General features: G+C 36.7%; 12 protein-coding genes. 4 read left to right on the forward strand and 8 right to left on the reverse strand.

All coding sequences use genetic code 11. The features are described from left to right. Positions 1–127: 127 nt before the first annotated feature. From ACQKNX_RS15940 to ACQKNX_RS15960, 5 genes are all read right to left on the reverse strand, one after another. On the reverse strand, positions 128–1,513 hold the full coding sequence (locus tag ACQKNX_RS15940) for a sigma-54 interaction domain-containing protein (RefSeq protein ID WP_427429728.1): 1,386 nt from the start codon (positions 1,511–1,513) through the stop codon (positions 128–130). Positions 1,514–1,846: 333 nt separating this feature from the next. Continuing rightward, positions 1,847–2,146 carry a hypothetical protein gene (locus tag ACQKNX_RS15945; RefSeq protein WP_427429729.1) on the reverse strand — a complete coding sequence of 100 codons (300 nt, stop codon included), beginning with the start codon at positions 2,144–2,146 and terminating at the stop codon, positions 1,847–1,849. 139 nt (positions 2,147–2,285) lie between these two features. Then, positions 2,286–3,368 carry an S-layer homology domain-containing protein gene (locus ACQKNX_RS15950; RefSeq protein ID WP_427429730.1) on the reverse strand — a complete coding sequence of 361 codons (1,083 nt, stop codon included), beginning with the start codon at positions 3,366–3,368 and terminating at the stop codon, positions 2,286–2,288. A gap of 191 nt (positions 3,369–3,559) precedes the next feature. Next, on the reverse strand, positions 3,560–4,216 hold the full coding sequence (locus tag ACQKNX_RS15955) for an S-layer homology domain-containing protein (RefSeq protein ID WP_427429731.1): 657 nt from the start codon (positions 4,214–4,216) through the stop codon (positions 3,560–3,562). Positions 4,217–4,295: 79 nt separating this feature from the next. Continuing rightward, entirely contained in the window at positions 4,296–7,787 is a 3,492-nt protein-coding gene (locus tag ACQKNX_RS15960; protein ID WP_427429732.1) for a hypothetical protein, read from the reverse strand. A 528-nt stretch (positions 7,788–8,315) separates the two neighbouring features. On the opposite strand from ACQKNX_RS15960, the gene ACQKNX_RS15965 reads away from it, so the two are divergent. Both ACQKNX_RS15965 and ACQKNX_RS15970 read left to right on the forward strand, forming a co-directional pair. Beyond that, on the forward strand, positions 8,316–8,840 hold the full coding sequence (locus ACQKNX_RS15965; protein WP_427429733.1) for a hypothetical protein: 525 nt from the start codon (positions 8,316–8,318) through the stop codon (positions 8,838–8,840). Next, positions 8,837–10,093, forward strand: coding sequence for an HlyD family secretion protein (locus ACQKNX_RS15970; protein ID WP_427429734.1), 1,257 nt, complete (start codon positions 8,837–8,839; stop codon positions 10,091–10,093). Before ACQKNX_RS15965 ends, ACQKNX_RS15970 begins: the two co-directional genes overlap by 4 nt. A gap of 150 nt (positions 10,094–10,243) precedes the next feature. Here ACQKNX_RS15970 and ACQKNX_RS15975 read toward each other — a convergent pair whose 3' ends face one another. The 3 genes from ACQKNX_RS15975 to ACQKNX_RS15985 all read right to left on the reverse strand — a co-directional run bounded on the left by ACQKNX_RS15975 (position 10,244) and on the right by ACQKNX_RS15985 (position 17,215). Further along, a complete protein-coding gene (locus ACQKNX_RS15975) occupies positions 10,244–12,091 on the reverse strand; it encodes a tetratricopeptide repeat-containing glycosyltransferase family 2 protein (RefSeq protein ID WP_427429735.1) in 1,848 nt (615 codons plus the stop codon). Positions 12,092–12,416: 325 nt separating this feature from the next. Next, the gene (locus ACQKNX_RS15980) at positions 12,417–13,910 is read right to left on the reverse strand and encodes an S-layer homology domain-containing protein (RefSeq protein ID WP_427429736.1); all 1,494 of its coding nucleotides are present in this window, start codon (positions 13,908–13,910) and stop codon (positions 12,417–12,419) included. A gap of 257 nt (positions 13,911–14,167) precedes the next feature. Then, positions 14,168–17,215, reverse strand: a complete 3,048-nt coding sequence (locus tag ACQKNX_RS15985) for an S-layer homology domain-containing protein (RefSeq protein ID WP_427429737.1) — start codon at positions 17,213–17,215, stop codon at positions 14,168–14,170. A 569-nt stretch (positions 17,216–17,784) separates the two neighbouring features. On the opposite strand from ACQKNX_RS15985, the gene ACQKNX_RS15990 reads away from it, so the two are divergent. Together ACQKNX_RS15990 and ACQKNX_RS15995 are read left to right on the forward strand one after the other, a co-directional pair. Continuing rightward, positions 17,785–19,209 carry an MBOAT family O-acyltransferase gene (locus ACQKNX_RS15990; RefSeq protein ID WP_427429738.1) on the forward strand — a complete coding sequence of 475 codons (1,425 nt, stop codon included), beginning with the start codon at positions 17,785–17,787 and terminating at the stop codon, positions 19,207–19,209. A 10-nt stretch (positions 19,210–19,219) separates the two neighbouring features. Beyond that, positions 19,220–20,401, forward strand: a complete 1,182-nt coding sequence (locus ACQKNX_RS15995) for a DHHW family protein (RefSeq protein WP_427429739.1) — start codon at positions 19,220–19,222, stop codon at positions 20,399–20,401. Positions 20,402–20,641: the final 240 nt, after the last annotated feature.

The raw sequence follows: 20,641 nt of genomic DNA on the forward strand, positions 1-20,641 counted from the left end.
TTTATTCTTGAGTGCCAGGCACTCAAACAATTCCACTTGCCAAAGGAAAATCCACGGCGCCCCTGCGGGAATAGCGCAATACGTACCCGGGGAGAGCGCCCGTCCGTAGCTGAAATCAACTGCCCTCTTAATTACTTTTTAATTTTCTATAAAGAGTCCTTGTACTGATACCTAACTCTTCTGCAAGACGTTCCTTACCTGCAGCATCATTTCCGTATTCAGATAGTTTTTGGTTAATTAATTCCATTTCCATATTTCTTAACAGTTTAGGTGGCCTGATGTGAGTATTTTGCATTCTATTATATTCAATAATATAGCTTGGTAAACTATCTTTCGTTAATTGCAAAGAATCTTCCATTACCATACTGTATTCTAAAACATTTTCTAATTCTCGTATGTTGCCTGGCCAATAATAAGCATTCAATTCATCTAAAAATTCGTCTGTAAAATCCTTAATGTATTTACCTGTTTTATGTTGAATTTTTTCTAGTAACGTAAAAATTAAGTACTCCATTTCACCTTTTCTTTCTTTTAATGGTGGCAAAGTTAAAGGAATAACATTTAATCGATAGTATAAATCTGCACGAAACTCTCCTCTTTTCACCATCTCCTCTAAAGGTCTATTTGTTGCAGCAATAATTCTTACGTTTACCTTTCTAGGTTCAATTGCTCCCACTCTATAAATAAGACCATTCTGTAAAACAGATAATAGTTTAGCTTGAAGGTGCAATGGTAATTCCGTAATTTCATCAAGGAATAACGTACCTTTATCTGCAATCTCAAAATATCCTTGTTTTCCTTTTCTTCTAGCGCCAGTAAATGCCCCTTCCTCATAGCCAAATAATTCACTTTCAAATAAAGTTTCTGGAATACTAGCACAGTTTAACTCTACAAATTTCCCTTTATGCGTAATACTGTTTGAATGAATATGATTAGCTAACAAACTTTTTCCAGTCCCCGTTTCTCCGGTAATGACAATAGACGATGAACTATTCGCAATGCTATTTAGCTTGGTTTTAATAAATTGAAAATAAGGCGCATCCCCGAGTACATATTTTGTATCAAATCCTTTTTTTGTTTCAAATAATAAATAAGATCCCTCATTATTTAGAACATTAATAACAATTTCACCTAAACGAGCTAACCAGTATTGGTATTTCTTTTGTTCAGTAGATAATTTCTTTTCACCTTCATCTGTAAAACTTACAAATGTTAAATACCCAAAATGCCGATCATCTTTCACTAAGTTCATCAGTATTTCTACTTTGGAAGGACAATTGTTTTGGAACCTACACCCAGAACATGTTTTCATTTTCCCAGGTCTCTGCACGTATTGAAATGGCTCAGAATAGTACTTTTGGAAAAAGGGTAAATGTACTTGCTCTCCTTTTCTTTTTCTATATTCATCCGTTGCTAAAATTTTCCCTTTAGCATTAAAATAAGCGACTTCTACTTGTAACAAGTCTCCATATAAAATAATTATAGATTGTACTAACTTTTCACCATTTAACATAACATCACCTCTCAGAAGTAAATTAAGTTATTGGAATTTTACACGAAAATATCCTTAACTTTATAATTCTACATTCGCTGGTGGGAACGCTTTATACGGCTATATTAGACATGACATCCATCTCTAATATATACATACATTCAGCAAAAAAAGGTCCGTTCCTTTAAAAATCGTTCAACAAATACGGACATTAGAAGTCGAATATTATCAGAAATAGTTATTTTAAATTTGAATTTGAGGGGAGTAGTATGGAAAAAACACCATTCCCACATTTGTGAAGTACTTTGCGATTTTCACTTTCTGTAGAAGTTCGATTAACATATTCTTTATGAGTTAGATACGATAAAACCAATCTTTATTGCTTATAAATACGTCAGTTACATATCCGTAAATCCTCTCTTCATTTTTCCAAATCCATTTATCAATATGTTCCATTAGGGTTTCATCTCTATATTTATTTATCCCCATCATATACATAATAAGGGTTTCATTTTCTTCTTTTGCATTCAGCCTACCTATAAATGTGGCGGCAGAAGAATCATTTAATATTTCATAATATGTCCAAACTCCCGACCTATTGGACTGTGATTGCCAATTTATCTTCTCTCTTAATTCAACATACCAATCAGGCAAGTGGCTTTGTTCTTTTAATTCATTTATTCACCCCACTCCTTAGTACAATAGAAAAGCCCTACCATTTTTGGTAGAGCTTCGTTTAGTAGCCACATAGTGTGGTCTTTTGTTTTGCCACAGACGATTACCCATTCACAAGTCATTGACTAGAAAACAGCTGGACCCAATAGTAAATTCCTTTGCTATCTACTGCAATCGCTACCCCAGTATTTGTATAATGTTCTCGCAAAATATTTTCACGATGAGATGGCGATGCCATCCATGCTTTCACAGCCGCCTCAGGACTTGGAATATTTCTACCTATATTTTCTCCTAAACTAGTATATGGATAATCGAATAAAGTAGCTAAATCCCAGGGCATGCCGTAGTAAGGTGATTCGTGCTCAAAATAATGTCGATTCACCATATCCTGTGCCTTAATAACGGCGACTTGTGTTAAAGCTCCATCATAGGTAAGCAACGGGAGCTTTCTTTTTTGTCTTTCGTTGTTAACTAAATTTAACACATCGTTAGCCATTGTCGCGGAGTAGTTTTTTGTCGGAATATAAGTTTTTGATAAATAGTCATAGGCTATTTCATAATTTTTTAGCGCCGTTGTAAAGTCCAAGCTTCGTTCCACTAAGGAGGCAAATTGCGCACGTGTTACTAATAGATTAGGTGCAAATTGTTTCGCGTTGACCCCTTTAATAATACCGACATCTGCAAGTGATTCAATATAGTCTTTCGCCCAATGGCCTTCATTAATATCACTAAACTTACTATCATTTTGAGAATCTACCTCAATTTTATATGCAAGCGTTAACATTTTAGCGATTTGCATGCGCTTCAAAGGTGCATCGGGGTTAAAGCAATCACCATTTTGCAATATCCCTAATTCTACTAGTGCACAAATCTCCTTATAATAAGGATGCTCTGCTGGTAAATCTACAAATTTGGGCTCAGCAGGCACATCCATCTTCAGTTGCATAGAACGGGCTATGGCAGCTGCTGCCTCCGCTCTTGTAATCGCTTGCTCTGGCTTAAACGTACCATCCTGATACGTTGTCATATATTGCTTATCTAACATATGCTGAATCGAGCTTCTCGCCCAATGTGAAGGCGAAACATCCTTTGCCGTCTCTGCCGCTAATGCAACGTCTGAGCTATTTGCTAGAGGTAAGGCAAATGGAGTAGCCAGCAAAATAAGCGACATTCCGACAATACTAGATACTTTTTTTAACATAGCTACCTCCTATTTATATGTATGGCGTGCGTTTTTTATAAGTTCCGGCTTCTCATCGAGAATCGGATAATTGATTTTCTTTACCCATAAGCCTTATATATAAACATACCATTATTACCTGTTTTTTCCTACAACGATTTTAAAAAAATCACTCTATAGATCTTCCTTCCCTAAGAGTGATGTTTGTCTCTCTATTCAACTCCAATAATATATAAGTCATCGTCATTTTTTTGTAACATGCGATAAAGGAATAAAGCCATTTGACCACGTCGGACATCCGTATATGGTGAGAATGTCGTAGAGCTTGTACCTTGTGTAATTCCATAATCTAATAACGTTTGAATATAACGATCGGTTTCAGCATCCTTTGTAAAATCTGTAAAGGGCGCAGTTAATGATGTCGCTTGTTTTAAATGAAAACCCAATGTCAACATTTTGGCCATTTGACTACGTTTAATGGAAGCATTTGGATTATAATGCGTACCTTTTTGGATAATACCATTAGCTGCAAGCGCTGCAATTGATCCATAATATTGATGTGAGGTTGGGACATCACTAAAGCCAGGATTTTCAACATTGCTCGTTTGTAAATGAAGTGCTTGCGCTAAAAAATAAGCTGCTTCTCCACGTGTTAATTGTTGATATGGGCTAAACGTTGTAGACGTTGTACCAAATACGATTCCTTTACTATACAGTTCGCTAACTGCATTATATAGCTCCCTCTCACTATCGCTTTTTTTAATATCTACAAATGGCATTGCAGCTGCTTGAGTAGGAATGACTGCAACACAAGGTGCCACAACTAAAGCCGTAGCAAACGCCCATGCGTATTTTTGCTTTATTTCCATTGTCTTTCGCCCCTTTTACATTGATTGACCTCTATAAAAAAATAACGAAAAGAGGGACATGCCCTCTCTTCATTCTTTATTACAGCCCTAATTCCTTTATATGCTCTTGTAAAATACGATAGTTATACACTAAATCTTGTTGTTCCAGTGATAGTGAACTATATAGCTTTTGTGCAGCAATGACTTTCTTTTCAAATGTCTTTGCATCAGGATCTAGTTCTGCAATAGCATCCACTACTTTTAAAACTGCAGCTATATCTTTTTCAGCATTTTTCAACTTATCGTAATTGATAACCTGCCCTCTTACTTTGGAGTCCAGTGCCTTATACGCCGCTACTGCGTTCGCTACATCTTGGATATACGTACTAGATGTTGGAGAAAGGCTAGCGATGAGCTCCACAACTTTTTTCACTTCGCTCATGTTTTTCTCTGCTTCTAGTAAGATGGAATAATTCGATACTCTTTGTTTATCTGTTGTATTTAAACTATCGTAATCTTTCCGTACGGACTCAATCATACCAAAGTACATTTTATCGCTTGGTTTTAAAGCCGCAATACTCTTGTACACTTTAATGACATTATCTAATGACAGAAGCAACTGCTCATTATAAACGTATTTGCGTTGTGTAGCATTTAAATTATCATACGCCTTTAAAATCTTTTGATATTGACTGTCCATATTTTTCGATGTCATCAGCTTATCAATCTCATTGATAACGCTAATAACTGGCTTAATAATTTTTTCTTGGTCTTGTAATGCTTTGTAATTTTCGACTGCCATTTGTTGCTCTTTAGGTAATGCATTATAGGCTGCACGAATTTCCTCAATGCGTTTTACATATTGATGTGGCTCAATATATGGTAATTCTTCAATCATTCGTTGAACATTCCCTGCACCTAAAATACTTGTTTCAGCAGCTTGTAACTGCTTATAGTTTGAAACATACTGTTGCATTTCCTTACTTAGTGCATCATATAATGCGCGTGCTTGTACAGTATCAGTATGGAACGTTTTACTCGAAGCTTTTAGCTTGCCAATTAATTCTATAACCTTTGCTAACGGTTCGTAGCTTTGCAGCGTTGCCATATTGCTGACATAAGCCTTTTGGTCTTTTGTCAATTTTTCATACGCTTTTTGTGCTGCATTGACTTTACTAACAAAGCTATTTGAGCTTGGGTCTAAGTTATCTATTTGCACCATAACGTTTAATATTGGTTTTACTTGTTTTTCACGATCCGTTAATAACTTTACGTTTGAGACAAGCTTTTTTTGTCCTGTTGTTAATTTGTCATAAGCAACACGGGCATTCATTAATTTCGTTAAATAATTTTCTTCTCCAGGAACTGCCGCATCGATTAAAACAATGACAGTACTCGCAGAAGTTAGCTCTGTTTCTGCTGTCACAAGCTTTTCATAGTTGATGATTGCTTGCTGTTTTTCTTGAGGCAGTGCGTCATAATTTGCGCGAGCGGTTTTTAAATCGTTTAAAAATGTCTTGCTCGTTGGCTTCAATGTTTCAATTAAGCCAATTAAAGATGCCACATCTTCGACAGCTGTTAACTGTTCATAGTTTGTCACACGCTTTTGGGACGCTGTATCCAATGCATTAAAAGCTTTACGAGCTGCTACTACCTTTTTCGTATAGTCTTTGTTCGTTGGATTTAAAGCAGCGATTAAATTAATAACTTTTACAACATTGGCATTGTTTTTCTCGTACGTCGTTAATGTTTTATATTGCGTCACTAATTTTTTCGCATTTTTGTCCATCGCTTTATATTCTGCAGACAACTCCACTACTTTTGCGACAAATGTAGCATCTGATTCATTAGCTAACGCTATTACTTTATCATCAAACTGCTGAGCTGTTGTGATGTAGCTTTCCGCTGTTAATAGAGCTGGGTAGTTCATTACTAATTTTTGTGCTTCAGGTGATAGTTTATTATATTCTGCTTTCAAGGCAGCAACGGTTTCTTTGAAATCTTTACGTGAAGTATTTAAAGCCAATATAGGATCGATGAGGCTCATCGCATCTACTTGGTCTTTTAATTTATTAGCTTTATAACTTTTTACGAACTCACGCTTTGATGTATCCAATTTTAAGTATGCTGTGTTAGCTGCCTTTGCCTTTTTTGTATAATCCTTCGCTGCTGGATCTAGTTTTTCAACAAGGGTAATGACATTTAACACTGCTTTATTTGAACTTTCCCAGCTCGTTAACTCTGCCAAATTGTTAACGATTTTTTTAACACTAGCTGCATCGATTTTTTGACCATCGGGTGCTACAGGCGTATTATAGGCTGCACGCGCTTCTTCAATTTTAGTGATTACATCTGGCGCTGTAGCAATGTCAGAAATAAGTGTTTCAATTACTTTTGCAGCTGCAATATTAGCTTCAGCCAATTGTAAATCAGTCACATTTTTCACAAAGTCTTTTTTAGAAAGCTGATCGTATTCCGCTTTTGCCGCCGTTACTGCAGTACGATAGGCATCAGTGTTGGAAATACGTAATGCAGTAATTTGCTTAGAAACATTGACTGCTGCTTGATATGGCTGAAGGTCATTGTAATTTGATACTAAGCGCTTTGTATCTGCATCCTTTAAATTATTGTATGCTGTTTCTATGGCTGTTACAGCACTAATAAAGCTTGCTGCATTTGGGAAGTCCTCGGGTTTTTTTGCAATCAGTTGCGTAATACTTGCGACAATTTTATCTGCTGATGATAAGTTCGCTAACACATCTGTATATTTTTTATATGGCGTAGCTGTTGTATTGTTTGGATTATAGGCAGTAATGATTTTCTTTTGATCAGCTGTCAGTGTGCTGTAACTTGTCGTTACTTCAGTTGCTGCTTCAGCGATTTGAGTAGAAGTTGATGACGTATTTTCTAGTACGCTAACAAAAGCATCTAATTTAGCAGTTGTTACTTTCGCCGCAGTTGCATCGTCATTCATTTTTGCAAGCTTTGCGATATCTGCACCGTTCTTTTTAAAATAATTGTTACGCTCGGACTCGTCGTAGCCATATTGGAGAGAGGTACCACGAACAGCCGATACAATGCCCTTTGCATTCTCAGCTTCTAATGCAGTATTTACAGCGTCCTTAAAATCTTGTTGAACAGCAAGATAGGAATTGGCATCTGAATCTGATCCTAAAAATGTTTCATAGTCTTTCTGAACTTTTGCAACATCCGCTATAAATGTTTTACTTGTATAAGATAATGCATTGATACTTTTACCAATATCAGTTAATTTCTTAACGAACTCTCGTTGTGCAACTACATATTCATACTTTGCTTCAATAAATGCTCGTTCATTTTCATTGAAATCAGTAGTGCTTAATACTTTTACATCTCCATCTGCAATGACCATGTCATTTGCTGTTGATGTTTCTGAAAGCTTACCGAATTGTTCAATTGTTTTACTTCTCGTATCAGTTGCAGCTACGGTGTTCACATAAGCTATTTGCTCAGCTTGTGCTCCTGTTTGCGGTTGTGCTTCTTGCGCATTTGCAAGTGCAGTCGGTGTTAATAAAAGGCTTGTTAGGACACCTACTTTTAAAGGCTTCTTCAACTTGCTCATCCTTTCTTATTACGTTATATAGGAACATAGATATGTATCATTTATTGCGAATCTACTATATTAAGTATCGGTATTCGTAACTTGATTTCAAGCTAATCTAGTAAACTCGCGTACTTCCTTTACTAACTTACAGATAATTGCTATTTTTAGATAGAATAGACTTTTTAAAGGAAGTTATTGTTAGGATACTATATAATTGTATAAGACGCATTTATCCCGCATCGATCATATGGAATTGAGCCTAATGAAAGTCCCACCATATCGAGAAAATTCCTTAAAAAAACTAGCATTTATACTATGTCATTTACCAGTAACTAGGTGTATACTACATCTTTAATATTTAATTTACTAGAAAGGGAGCTAGATATGTTTTATCACTACAAGTTTTGGCATAGCTTAACGCACCCCACGAACTTTACACAGGCTATTGAGTCAGGAGAAATAAGGGGCTATAAAAAACGATCATTCACGGTTTTCATACTCTTTTTGCTCCTTTTTATGATACGCGAGTTTTGGGGTATGGGCACTGAAAGCTTAACATCATTATTTGCAATGAATCACCAGGATGAATACTATACAGCCCGTTTGCTATCAATGGTCGGAGCCATTGTTTGGGGAATCATTTATTTTTGCTTCCACTATTATGGCGTTACATATATATTACATCTATTAACGGACATTCCTTACAAATGGATTCAAAAAGTGCAGTTATATGTGGTAGCATTTTTGCTTATCGAAAAAGCCATTTTATTTGCAGTGTTCTATGCAGTTGGCTACTCTACATCGTTCTCCTTCTTTTCACTTGCCCCTATTGTACAGCAAGTATTGGATAAGGATGTTGTGCTATTCATCATTAATCAGTTAACGATAACTACTGTGCTGACGATTATTGTTCACTTTACTTTCCTTTCAAAATGGGAGGAAGCGTCCGATCGTAAAGTACTATTAGCAAAAATTATCGTACTCCAGCTAGTAATGGCAGTTATTGTTGGAATGATTAGCGTGTTACCACTACAAGAATGGATTACAAGGGGGTTAGGATGATGCGTATTATTAAATCCAGACCTTGGACAAGCCTTAGTATCATCGTGATAGCGCTATTAGTTGGTGTGAATGCCTTCTTCGTTTTCAAGGATAATAGTAAAGTAGCGCGTTCGTATTTTGTTGATGAATTTCAACGAGCTACTGCCGGTGACCGTGTAGAAACGGTGAAAAAGGATGCGATTGTTGCGCCAGCAGAAACGTATACAATTTCTGCAGATGCAAAAACTTTATCAGCAGTAAACGTAAAGCGTGGGCAGGACATCAAAGCTGCCGATCTTCTAGCTACCTATAAAACAGAGGAAGTCGACGATGAATTAACGAAGTTAGAAGCAGAACGGGATGCATATGAAACCGAATTAAGTGATTTAGAATCTGCTTTATCACAAGTAGAATCTGAATTCGGAGACAAAACGAATCCGAAAAGTTCAATCAATACAGACCAAATTAGTGATAAATTAAATGTCACAGTTAAATTAGAATTAGGCCAACAAAATTCACCATCAACAGCTGTCGCTATTTTAAACCGTCATATTGCGGAAGCGACACGTCAAATTTCCGTAATGGATGCTCAAATTGCACAAATCCAAGCACGTCAAGGAGTGATTAGCCCTGTTGATGGCGTTATTTCCAACATTATCGAAGAAGCTGGTACGGTGACATTTGAAATTTATTCAACTGAAAAAGCAATGTTTGCTTACTTATCTGAGGATGAATGGCAAAAGGTTTTAGCGGGACAAACGGTAAATTTTGATTTACAACATTTTAAAGATGATTTATCTGGTGTAGTACTTGAAAAACAGATGATCGCAACAAATCATGACTCTACATGGGCAAATGAATTAGCAAAATCGGCGAAACTGCCGAAACCAACCAATTATGAAGTAATGTTACAACAGGACGATGTATTAGAAAATATTCCATTTTCAACAGTCGGTCAAGCTTCAATTGTTGTTAACGAATCGCTCGATGCGTATAAAGTAAAGTCTTCTTGGGTTAAAAAAGCAAAAGGTGCCAAGAGCGTATATATTATCGATGAAAACGGAAAAATCCGTCTTGAAGATATTGACGTTGACTTTTCAACTACAAATTCAACGATTTTCACAAGTTACTTCGACGAAGGCACACCAATTCTAGCTAATGAACAACGCAACATTTTAGCACGCTCCTTCTGCTCAATGCCTGTAAAAAAAATAGAATGGCAAAACTTCAAAGAAATTGGCTGGAAAGACTACGTCAAATACATTATTTTCTAAAACAAAATTAAGGAAGCTAGTCAGACCTAGCTTCAACCTAAAAAGGTAACAAGAGATGTTCACTCTTGTTACCTTTTTTGACGCTTGAAGTGTCCACGAGAGGTGCCAGGCACTCAAACAATTATGCAACTTCTACGCACAAAACCATTCTTATTTTGTAGCATTGTATTGTAGTGCTATTTCTTTATATTCTTCAGCTTTTTGATATTGTCCTAATCGCTCATAACAGACAGCTAATTGAACATACGGTAGCCAAGTCCAAGCTGCATGGTCGATTAAATTGCCTTGTTTCGGTTGGTTTTTTACTATTGTTGCTTGCTCATACCAATAGATGGCTTGATCATATTGCTCATCTACTAAAAACCTTGCACCTAAGCGACAACAACATTCTGGGCGAGGCATGCTATATGACAATGTTTTAAATAAATATTGCAATTGTTTATCAGGAGCATGTAGCATTTCATAACAATCCGCTACCTTCAAGCAAGCTGCTATTTCATCTTCTATCCAACCTTGTTTTGTTAATAAAAATTGATTATATTTTTCTACCGCTTCTTCGTACATGGCGTGATCTTTTAATTCATTTCCATAGTAAAATAAATCACGCGCCGAAAATTCCATTCCCTGCTCTTCTCTTTGTTTATAAATTTTTATATTTCGGTCTGTATATGCTTTCTCTTTACGATGAGTAATCGCTATATTACGCTGTATTATATTGCCATGAACAGATAAGTATTCATGGACTGCACCAACCCAAGTAAAATTGCACGAACGTTTTACTAGTCTGTTTCTTTTAAGGCTGTATGTCGGCTCCCCATTATGATTGAAGGCTAAATGATAATCCATCATTACACTGTCCACTTCTTTAGAGCTTAGTTCTTTTGTTACGCTCGAAAAATGTAGTCTTTCGCTTTCCTGTAAAATATCATCTGCATCTAACCATAAAATATAGTCTTTTGTTGCTTTGCTAAATGAAAAATTACGTGCTTTTGAAAAGTCATCTATCCATTCAAAATCATAAATATGGTTTGTGTATTGCCTTGCGATTTCTTTCGTTTTATCTGATGAACCAGTATCTACAATGATGATTTCATCAACAAGTCCTTGAACGGAAGATAAACAACGTGCTAAAACTTGTTCTTCATTTTTAACTATCATACATAAGCTAACTGTTGCTTTTTCATTTTTTCCGGTGAGGATTTCATTATTAAATTTTTGAGCACCAAGTAAGTCGAAATCTCGATAAATATGAAATGCAGGAAAACGCGTATCTACAAATAACTGTAAATCTAGTGCAGCTGCTCTTATGCAAAAATGTCGATCTTCGCCCCAAAAAGATAAATTCTTCATCTGTTTAAAACGAACGCCTTTTAAAAGTGCTTTTCGACTTATTAATGTGCATGCACCCAACCCACCCACTTCATATATACCTGGTTCCTTTAATTGCATTATGAAAGCTGCCGTTCTATTTGCGATTTCTATTGGTTCCAATTTTTCTCCATTTTTTATTTCATATAATGTATATTCATCCATCATCCAAACTTGGGGTAACGCTTCTATATCCTTTTGCCATTCGGTCCAGAAAATATTTGAAATGATGTCTTTTTGTTCATCCCATAAATTTTGTAGTGTATTCGGATACAGCATTAAATCTGAGTCGATAAGGAATAATCCATCATAGTTGAATTCGATAGCATGCTCTATAATAGAGTCTTTCATTTTTGCTACTTTTTCTATTAGTGAATCTGTCCAATAATGTGTTTTATCATCTTTCATATAAATATCATTTTGTTGATCATTTTTAATAATTTTTACACGCTCGCTTTTTGATTGAAATGACGCTAAAAGTTCTGTCGATTGTTTATCATCATTATCATCTATAAATAAAAAATCCACTACAAGTTCATCTTGATTTAACGATTGTAGTGAAGTTAAGAAATAAGCCAAAATATATGGATTTTGTCGCACAGGGCTAGCAATTAAAATATGAGGTTTCATGTAATCCTCCTTCATTAGATGCTTTTGGAAAACATAATGCTAACAATTTATTTTGTATTAAAGTGAATTAGGAACAATGGTCATAGTTATATCAATATTCATATTTCACTTGATTTGTTACAGTGATGAAGGTTTTGCGGGGGCTTGAAATCAGAAAAGCCCTCTTGTATGATGCAAAAGTCAACGACAATTGACTTATCATCACATAAGAGAGCTCCATCTACCTAGGGGTAACGGCGATTTTCTGGATTTAATCGGCGATTCCAAGGGTTCTATCGGCGATTCCAGTTGTTTTATCGGCGGTTTCCGGCAGTCTATCGGCGGTTCACCATGAATTTTCCATATTTTGTTGCGTTGCTAGCTCGTAGTACATAGATGCTATACCACTTACTTCGTACATCATACCGTGTACGTAAAGTTTCTCACCATTTGTACCGTTTAGGCGAATGGCAAAAAGGGCATCTCCTTTTCCAACTCGTTTAATTGTTACACCATCTGCTGAATTTTCAACCTCAACAATTTTGTGATCAATCGTTGCTCCTGTATATTGCTCGATGTTAACATCCTTAACAGTAAAGCCTATTTCACTTGTTGGAATGAATTCGCTACTTATTTCAACAGCTGCAGAAGTATACATATCAAAACCATCCGTTTCAGCACGAATGCCGACGCGTACAGATTTACCTTTACCATCAGATAATGCCGCAATATAATCTCCTGCCTGTAGTAGCCTCAACTCGTAATTGCCGCCTTTTGGAATGCTTTCTTCCTCCCAACCATCAAAATTAAATGGTTGATACACATAGACTTTATCACTTACCTCATAACCGTTTGCAGTTGTTAGCTGAATGTGAGCCGGATTAAAACCTAACTCTTCCTCAAAAAGCAGTGCTACACCAGGTGTTATTTCATCCGTTTGCTGGCAATTGAGCTGGAGTTTGCCGTCTACTTCTGTAACAACAATCTTATATTTTTGTGTCTCGACGACCTCATAGTTTTCGTCCTTATCCATATTGTAGCCAATTAACACGAAGTAGCCCGAGCCTTCTCGCAATGCCTCTACTGTTACACCATTTGTTGTTTGGTGGATGTTGAAAAATTCATGTTCACCATCAGTCGCAATATTGTCATAAGAGTAGGCATCAAGTTGACTTGCACCAAGTTCGCTTGCAGAAAATTTCTGTAAAACACGATTCGCTTGCATCGCCTCTATGCGTTGAATAAACAATGCGAGCTGCGAACGCTTCACTGTTTCTTTTAAACCAAATGTAGTCGTTGTAATCCCCTTTGTAATGTTGTGTTCAAACAAAGGTCCAATTGCATAATACGCATCGGAGTATTTCACAACATCTGTAAATGGCAGTGTCCAATCTTCTGCATTATTGACTAATTGGTAGGCAGACGTTAACATACTCGCTAACTGTTCGCGGGTAATAGCTTGATTCACACCGAAGCTACCGTTCGCAAAGCCAGACGCAATTCCTTCATTTGCTAAAGCAGCAATTGCGCCATAGTATTCATCACTTTGCTGAACATCCGTAAAGTGTGGATCTATCACGTTTTGCGTATCTAACGCCAATAAGTTAGCTAAAATTTTCGCAACTTGTCCACGCGTAACATCAGCAAATGGCTTGAATGTACCATCTGAATATCCATTGATAATACCTCTTGCTGCTAAATCTTTTACCGCTACTCCATATTCTTTCGACAGATCAACATCGCTAAAACCTTCTGCTGCCTGCGCTGTCGGCACCACGACAATGGCACTTGTTGCTAATGCCGCAACGATTGCTCCTTGAAATAAACTGTTACGCTTCATCCGCTCATCCCCCTACACATTTTATCTATCATACTTGATAATACGTGGAGGTAATAGTAAAAGTTTCATATTCTTCTATAGTTATGTATTTTGATGCTATTCTTACTATAAATAGCAATACCCCTAGCTAGAAGTATTGCTTCATTTACAGGGATTTCTCTCCATCAAAAAAGCCTTGTGACCATGATGAAACAAAAAGTTTCATCTAATCACAAGGCTAGTTACTAGTAAACTAGTTTATAGTTTTAAGCTATTTATTAAGATGCAGCAACGATTGTTACTTTTAATTCTTTTGTTGCGTTACCAACTTTAATTTTTAAAGTTACTTTAGCTTCTTTAACATCTGCATTTAATGTAGCTGTTGCAGCTGCAGTACCGTTACCAGAAATTTTAACATCTGTTACTTTTTCAGGTACGATTGTAACTGTTTCTGCTACAAGTGCAGAAATTACTTTGTTACCATATTGGTCAACAGTTGCAACGTTTACTACTGCTGGTGCATCACCAGTAGATTTTAAGTTTGCTACAGTTGAACCAGATACTAATGAAGCTTCTGTAATAGCTTTAGCTAAGTTGTAGTCAGCTGTTGTTTCTGATGCTGTGAAGAAGAAATCTTGTGTTTTCTCTGTGTCAGCTGAAACAACAAATTTTTGTTCTAACACTTGACCAGTTGCATTAATTGTTACTTTTAATGTGAATTCTGTGTCAATTTTGTTAGCTGGTGTTGCTGAATCAGTGTTTAAATCTGTATCAGCGATCGTTACTTTACCACCAGTTACTGCTGTTGGTGAAGTAATTTTACCACCTTGTACTGTTGCAGTATATTCACTGTCAGCAAGTGCTACTTTACCACCGTTTAGTAAACCGTTAACTGTAATATCTTTAGCTGTTGCTACTTTAGTTTTGCCAATTTCAGCAATTTCATAACCATTGTATTCAGTACCATCAGTAACTTGTACTTTAACTTCAACAGCAGAATCAATTGTGCCATTTTGTGTTGTAAGTGCCACATTTAATGTTGCAGTTCCGTTTTTAAGTGCAGTTACTTGATTTCCAGTTACTGATACTACGTCTGAAGTTCCAACTAATGTTACTTTTACAGGTTCAGCAGAGTTTTTCATTTCACGACCATATTGGTCTTCGATGATTAAGTGATCTTTTGCTGTAATTGTAACTGGAGATTTAGAAGTTGAAATAACTAAAGGAGTTTTAAGTCCACGAACTACAGTTGGTACTGCTTTAGCTTTTACATCTACAGTAATAGTAGCAACTTTGAAAGTTGAAGTTTGGAATACTAATGCTTGTGTTCCAGCAGTGTTGAATGTAGTTTTGTAGTAAACTTGACCATCTTTCACTTCAAGAGCTGATTCAGCAACTGTAGTACCGCCAACTTTAATACCTTTGTTAGCATCAGCTAATACTTTTTTGTTAGTGATTACGTTGCCTTCTTTATCAGTAACTGTTAATGGGATTAATGTAGATTCTTCAGCAACAGCGATTTCTGGTTGAGAAACAGAGATTGCATTAGTTGTAGAAGTTTCTGCAACTTTAACAGTATATTTAGCTGTTTGACCGTTAGTTGTTGAAATTAATAACACATCAGTGTCGCCAGCTTTTAAGATTGAAGATAATGCAACTACTAATTTATCTTTATCGCCAATTTTTACTTTAGAAACAGTGTTAGCAATTGTTAAGTTTGTAGTGTTTGTGTTTGTGATAACTAAACCTGTTGCTTTAGCAGCATCAGTAATTTCTTTACCATATTGATCTTTAAGGTTTAATACGATATAAGCATCAGAAGCTTTAGAAGAATCATTTAAAACTACTTCTTCACCTTTAGCGTTATAAACACCAGCTACTTCGATAGAAGAAACTGTAGATTCAGCTGATAATTTTACAGTTTTAGAAACTGATGTACCTGTTGCAGCATCAAATAATACTACTGGTACGATATCACCGATTTTTTTGCCTTCTACAACAGCGCCTGATAATTTAATTACACCTTTAGCTGAATCAGCAGCAACAGTTGCATTAGAGTTATCATTTGTTTTTAAAGCAGTAGTTTTTGTAATGTCTGTACCGTATTGGTCTTTAACTACATAACCAACAGTTGCAGTTGTGCCAGTAGCGAATGTACCGTCAGTTTGAACTGCTTTGTCAACTACAGCTACTTCGTCTAAAACTTCAATTGAAGTTACTTTTTGAGCTTCGATTTTAACTGTGCTAGTTAATACATTTTCAGTTAAACCAGCAATGTTTACAGTGTAATCAGCTGCTTGGAAGTTTGTAGCGCCTACTAATTGAACTGATTTTTTATCTTCAGACCATACTAGAGTTACGTTTTGTTTGAAAGTACCACGTAGTAATTCAACTTTAGCTTTAGTAGTATCTTCTACTGCTTTGTTGAATTGTACTTCGATTGTTTTAGCGTTTACTGCTTTTACTGCTTCTAATTTAACTTCAGTTACTTCATATGTAACTACAGCTGAATAAGTTTTACCGTCAATTTCGAACTCTACTTTAGTTTCTTTGTTTTCTACAAGTGGAGTTTCTAATTTTACAGTGTGTTTAGTGTCATCAGAAAGAGTTACTTCTAATGTAGTTGCGTCAACAACTTTAGCTTCTTTAACAGTTAAAACAGCTTCACCAACGTTTGTGATTGTACGGTGTAAGAATGATGCGAATTGACCACGAGTTAAAGAGTTTTTAGGGTTGAACGCTTTAACGTTTGTAAGTCCAGCATATTCTAAAGCGATAATCGCTTCACGGTTTTCTGTAGCTGTAGTTTTGTCTAAATCTGTGATAGCAGATTTGAAGTCAGATTCTTTGTAATCTGCTACTAAATCTACACCATAAACAGTGTTAATAGCACGTACTAATACTACTGCCATTTGTTCACGGTTCATGTTGTTTGTGTACATTAATTGGTTGTTAGAACCTTTAAATACGCCTGCATCTTTAACAAGTGCTGCATATTGTAGTAATTCTTGGTCTGGAGCTGAAGTTGGAAGGTCAGTGAAACGAGCTTCTGTTTTGTAATCAGCTGGAATTTCATATCCTTCAGAAATTAACCATTTACCTAAGAATTTCGCTACGTTACCGCGTGTTACCACTGCGTTCGGTTTGAATGTACCGTCAGTGTAACCTCCTACGATTTTAGCGTCCGCTAATGCTAAGATAGCGTCCTTGTGATCACTTGTTTCAATATCAGAAAAGCTTGCTGCGCTTGCTACTGGTACGATTGCTGATGCTACTAGAGCTGCTGATGCTGCGCCGACAACCCATTTGCTATATTTTTGTTTCATGTCTAAAAACCTCCTAGATAAATTAGCCACTTTTATGACTACGATTCTATTATAAGAGAAGTAGAACATACATATCTATGTGAAATATCTGGAATGAAAGATGTGGTAACAGTAATACTTTATTGGTTATACATACATTTTTTAGTTTTATATATATTGTTTTACCATCCAACAATTAGTAGACAAGCGTTGCTTTTATGCGAAAAATATACCATTTTACCCATAGGTATTGAGACTTTTTCCCTTCCATATATTTTTAGCTAAGACAATTTTCTCACTTAAAGGAATAGTGAACAAATGATGAATTTACGTTACAATAATATAGGTAATTTATTCATTAATTCCCTTGGAAAACTGGATTAAGATTTTATGGAAACCAGAATATAGTGACAGTCACTATATTCTATTAGGATTTAATGGGCTTCAATCAGCGGTATGACTGGGTTTTGTGGCGATTTAAAAAGGGTTTGTGGCGATTCGATTGGGGTTATTGGCGATTTCGCCGCGCTATCAACGACCTCGGCAATTCGCAAAGTTCTATCATTTACAGAGATGGGGATTTGACAGAAATGGTATTTAGTAGTCTTATTTTTTTATATGTCTTTTTGCCATTAGTAATTGTTGTGTACTTCATCTCTCCAAAGATGCTACGCAATACGATTTTACTGTTGGCTAGTTTGTTCTTTTACGCTTGGGGTGAACCGAAATATGTGCTTTTAATGATGCTGTCTATTGTGCTCAATTATGTGCTAGGCATTGTCATTGAAAATACAGTTTCACAGTCTAAGAGAAAAACACTTCTTTGGTTAGTTATTGTTAGTAATTTAGCCATTTTAGGCTATTACAAATACGCTGGCTTTTTCGTAGACATTATTAACAATTATTTGGCACAGCCCATTGAATGGCAGGCTGTACCTCTGCCAATCGGCATTTCGTTTTACACGTTCCAAGCACTTAGCTATGTTATCGATGTTTATCGCAAGGACGTAAAGGCACAGCGCAACTTTTTAGATTTATCACTTTTCATTACATTATTTCCACAGCTCGTTGCAGGTCCTATTGTTCGCTATCAAACGGTAGCTGAGCAAATAAAAAAAAGACTCTCTACAGCAGACGATTGGATGATTGGGACGCGTCGCTTTGTACAAGGCTTAGCGAAAAAGGTACTTATCGCAAATCCAATGGGCGAAGTAGCCGATCACGTATTTAGTTTATCTGGTGGGGACTTAACAACTGGTACTGCATGGATTGGAATTTTTGCATACTCCCTACAAATCTACTTCGACTTCTCTGGCTATAGTGATATGGCAATTGGGTTAGCACGTATTTTTGGCTTTAAATTTGAAGAGAACTTTAACTATCCTTATATCGCTCAATCAGTTACAGACTTCTGGCGTCGCTGGCACATCTCACTCAGCAGTTGGTTTAGAGATTATGTCTACTTCCCACTTGGTGGAAGTCGCGTTAGCCACGAATGGAAGTTATATCGTAATTTACTTATTGTCTGGACACTAACCGGTTTTTGGCATGGTGCAAGCTGGACCTTTATGGCATGGGGCTTTTACTATGGGATATTAATTTGCTTGGAAAAATGGGTATTGTTGAAATGGTTGGAGCGTATTCCACGTGTAGTCCGACATATGTATATTCTTATTATTGTCATGATCGGCTGGGTTTTCTTTAGAGCAAATGACTTTACATATGCATTTGCATTTATCAAAACGTTATTTGGGTTATCAGACGCTGCACTGTACAACTATGAAACGATTTTACTGACGAAGGATTATGCTATTTACTTTGTTATCGCTATTATATTTGCGATGCCAATCTATAAACTTTATCAAAATTGGAGCGAACAAAAAGCTACCGCTTCCCTATCATTTGACTGGGGGCTACGCATTACGCAAACAATTTACTATGGAGCTCTTTTGTTATTTATCACGATGTTTTTAGTGAACGCAACACATAATCCATTCATTTACTTTAGATTTTAGGTGGGACATCATGCGAAAAATACAAACGTTACTTTTACCAATTACATTTTTTTGCATCATTTTCGGTGGCTTCGTCGTGCATGTATTAACAGTGGATCGTCCGCAATCAGAGATGGAAAACCGTCCATTAGAATCTGCCAATATCACGCCAAGTCCACAGGAAATCTTTTCGGGGCAATGGTCCAAACAGGTAGAATCTTATATTTCCGATCAATTTCCTGCTCGAGATACATGGATGCGCAATTATGTTAACTTTCAGCGTGTTGTGGGCAAAACTTATTTAAATGATAAGTACGCAGTAGATGATAAAAGTGGCTGGATTATTTCCAAACCAGCCGCAGCAAAAACTGAAGAAGAGCTAGCTTCCTTTGCCTCTGATTTAAAACGTTTAAGCGAAGGGCTAGCCGAAAAAAATATTCCGTTTACATTTTACTCACTACCGGCGAAGGCAACCTATTCACGGGAGCCAAGTCCAAGCTATATGCCTGAAGACGCTGGTATTGCCAATAACACCAAACTGCACAAACTTGTCACAGCTGCTGGTGTAGACAATATTCGTCTATATGATGAAATGCAGGACGACTTTTCTGCAGAGCGCAACTTCTTTAAAACAGATCATCACTGGACAATACAAGGTGCATACTCCGGTTACGAGGCACTAATCAATACACTAAGCAAACGACTTGGCGAGACGATACCAACAATTCCATTTGATGAGGCCAATACATTTTGCTTACCAAATAAATTCGCCGGCTCTTGGAATAAAATACTGTATATGACCGTCGATAATAATGAACAAATTTGCTACAACGAGCCCGCTTCGTTCGCAACACAGTTTACTATTTATGACGGTACGATTGAAGGTGGAGTCACTGCACCATACGAAGCAGTGTACGGTCGCGCAAAACAGATGAGTCCCGATGCAATTGTAAACTACGCTGAAGCATACAGTCGCGACTTCGCTGAGCTCACTCTCGTCAACCAAAACTATGACAGCGACAAACATCTCGTCGTCATTAAAGATTCATACTTTAACACCATCCAATTTCATGTAGCAAGTCACTTTAAAACCGTAACCATTTTAGACTTACGTTATTTGGAAAAGGACATCATTTCTTACTTACAAAGCATGCAACCAGATTATGTCGTCCTTGCCTATAATGATCGCAATTTAAAATTAATGCCTGAATAAAAATTAGTTTGATTTTTAGTTAGCACAGGGGTATCGGCGATTTTCGGGATGCTATCGGCGATTTCTGCCGAGGTACCGGCGTTTCCCGCGATGCTATCGGCGATTTCTGCTGAGGTACCAGCGATTCCCACGATGCTATCGGCGATTTCTGCCGAGGTACCGGCGATTCCGTCGACTTTATCGGCGATTTCTATGATTTTATCGGCGATTCTCCGGGTTCTATCGAATATATTAATTAAG

Origin of the sequence: Lysinibacillus sp. NPDC093712 (assembly GCF_050280025.1) — a bacterium.
Classification (GTDB): Bacteria; Bacillota; Bacilli; order Bacillales_A; family Planococcaceae; genus Lysinibacillus.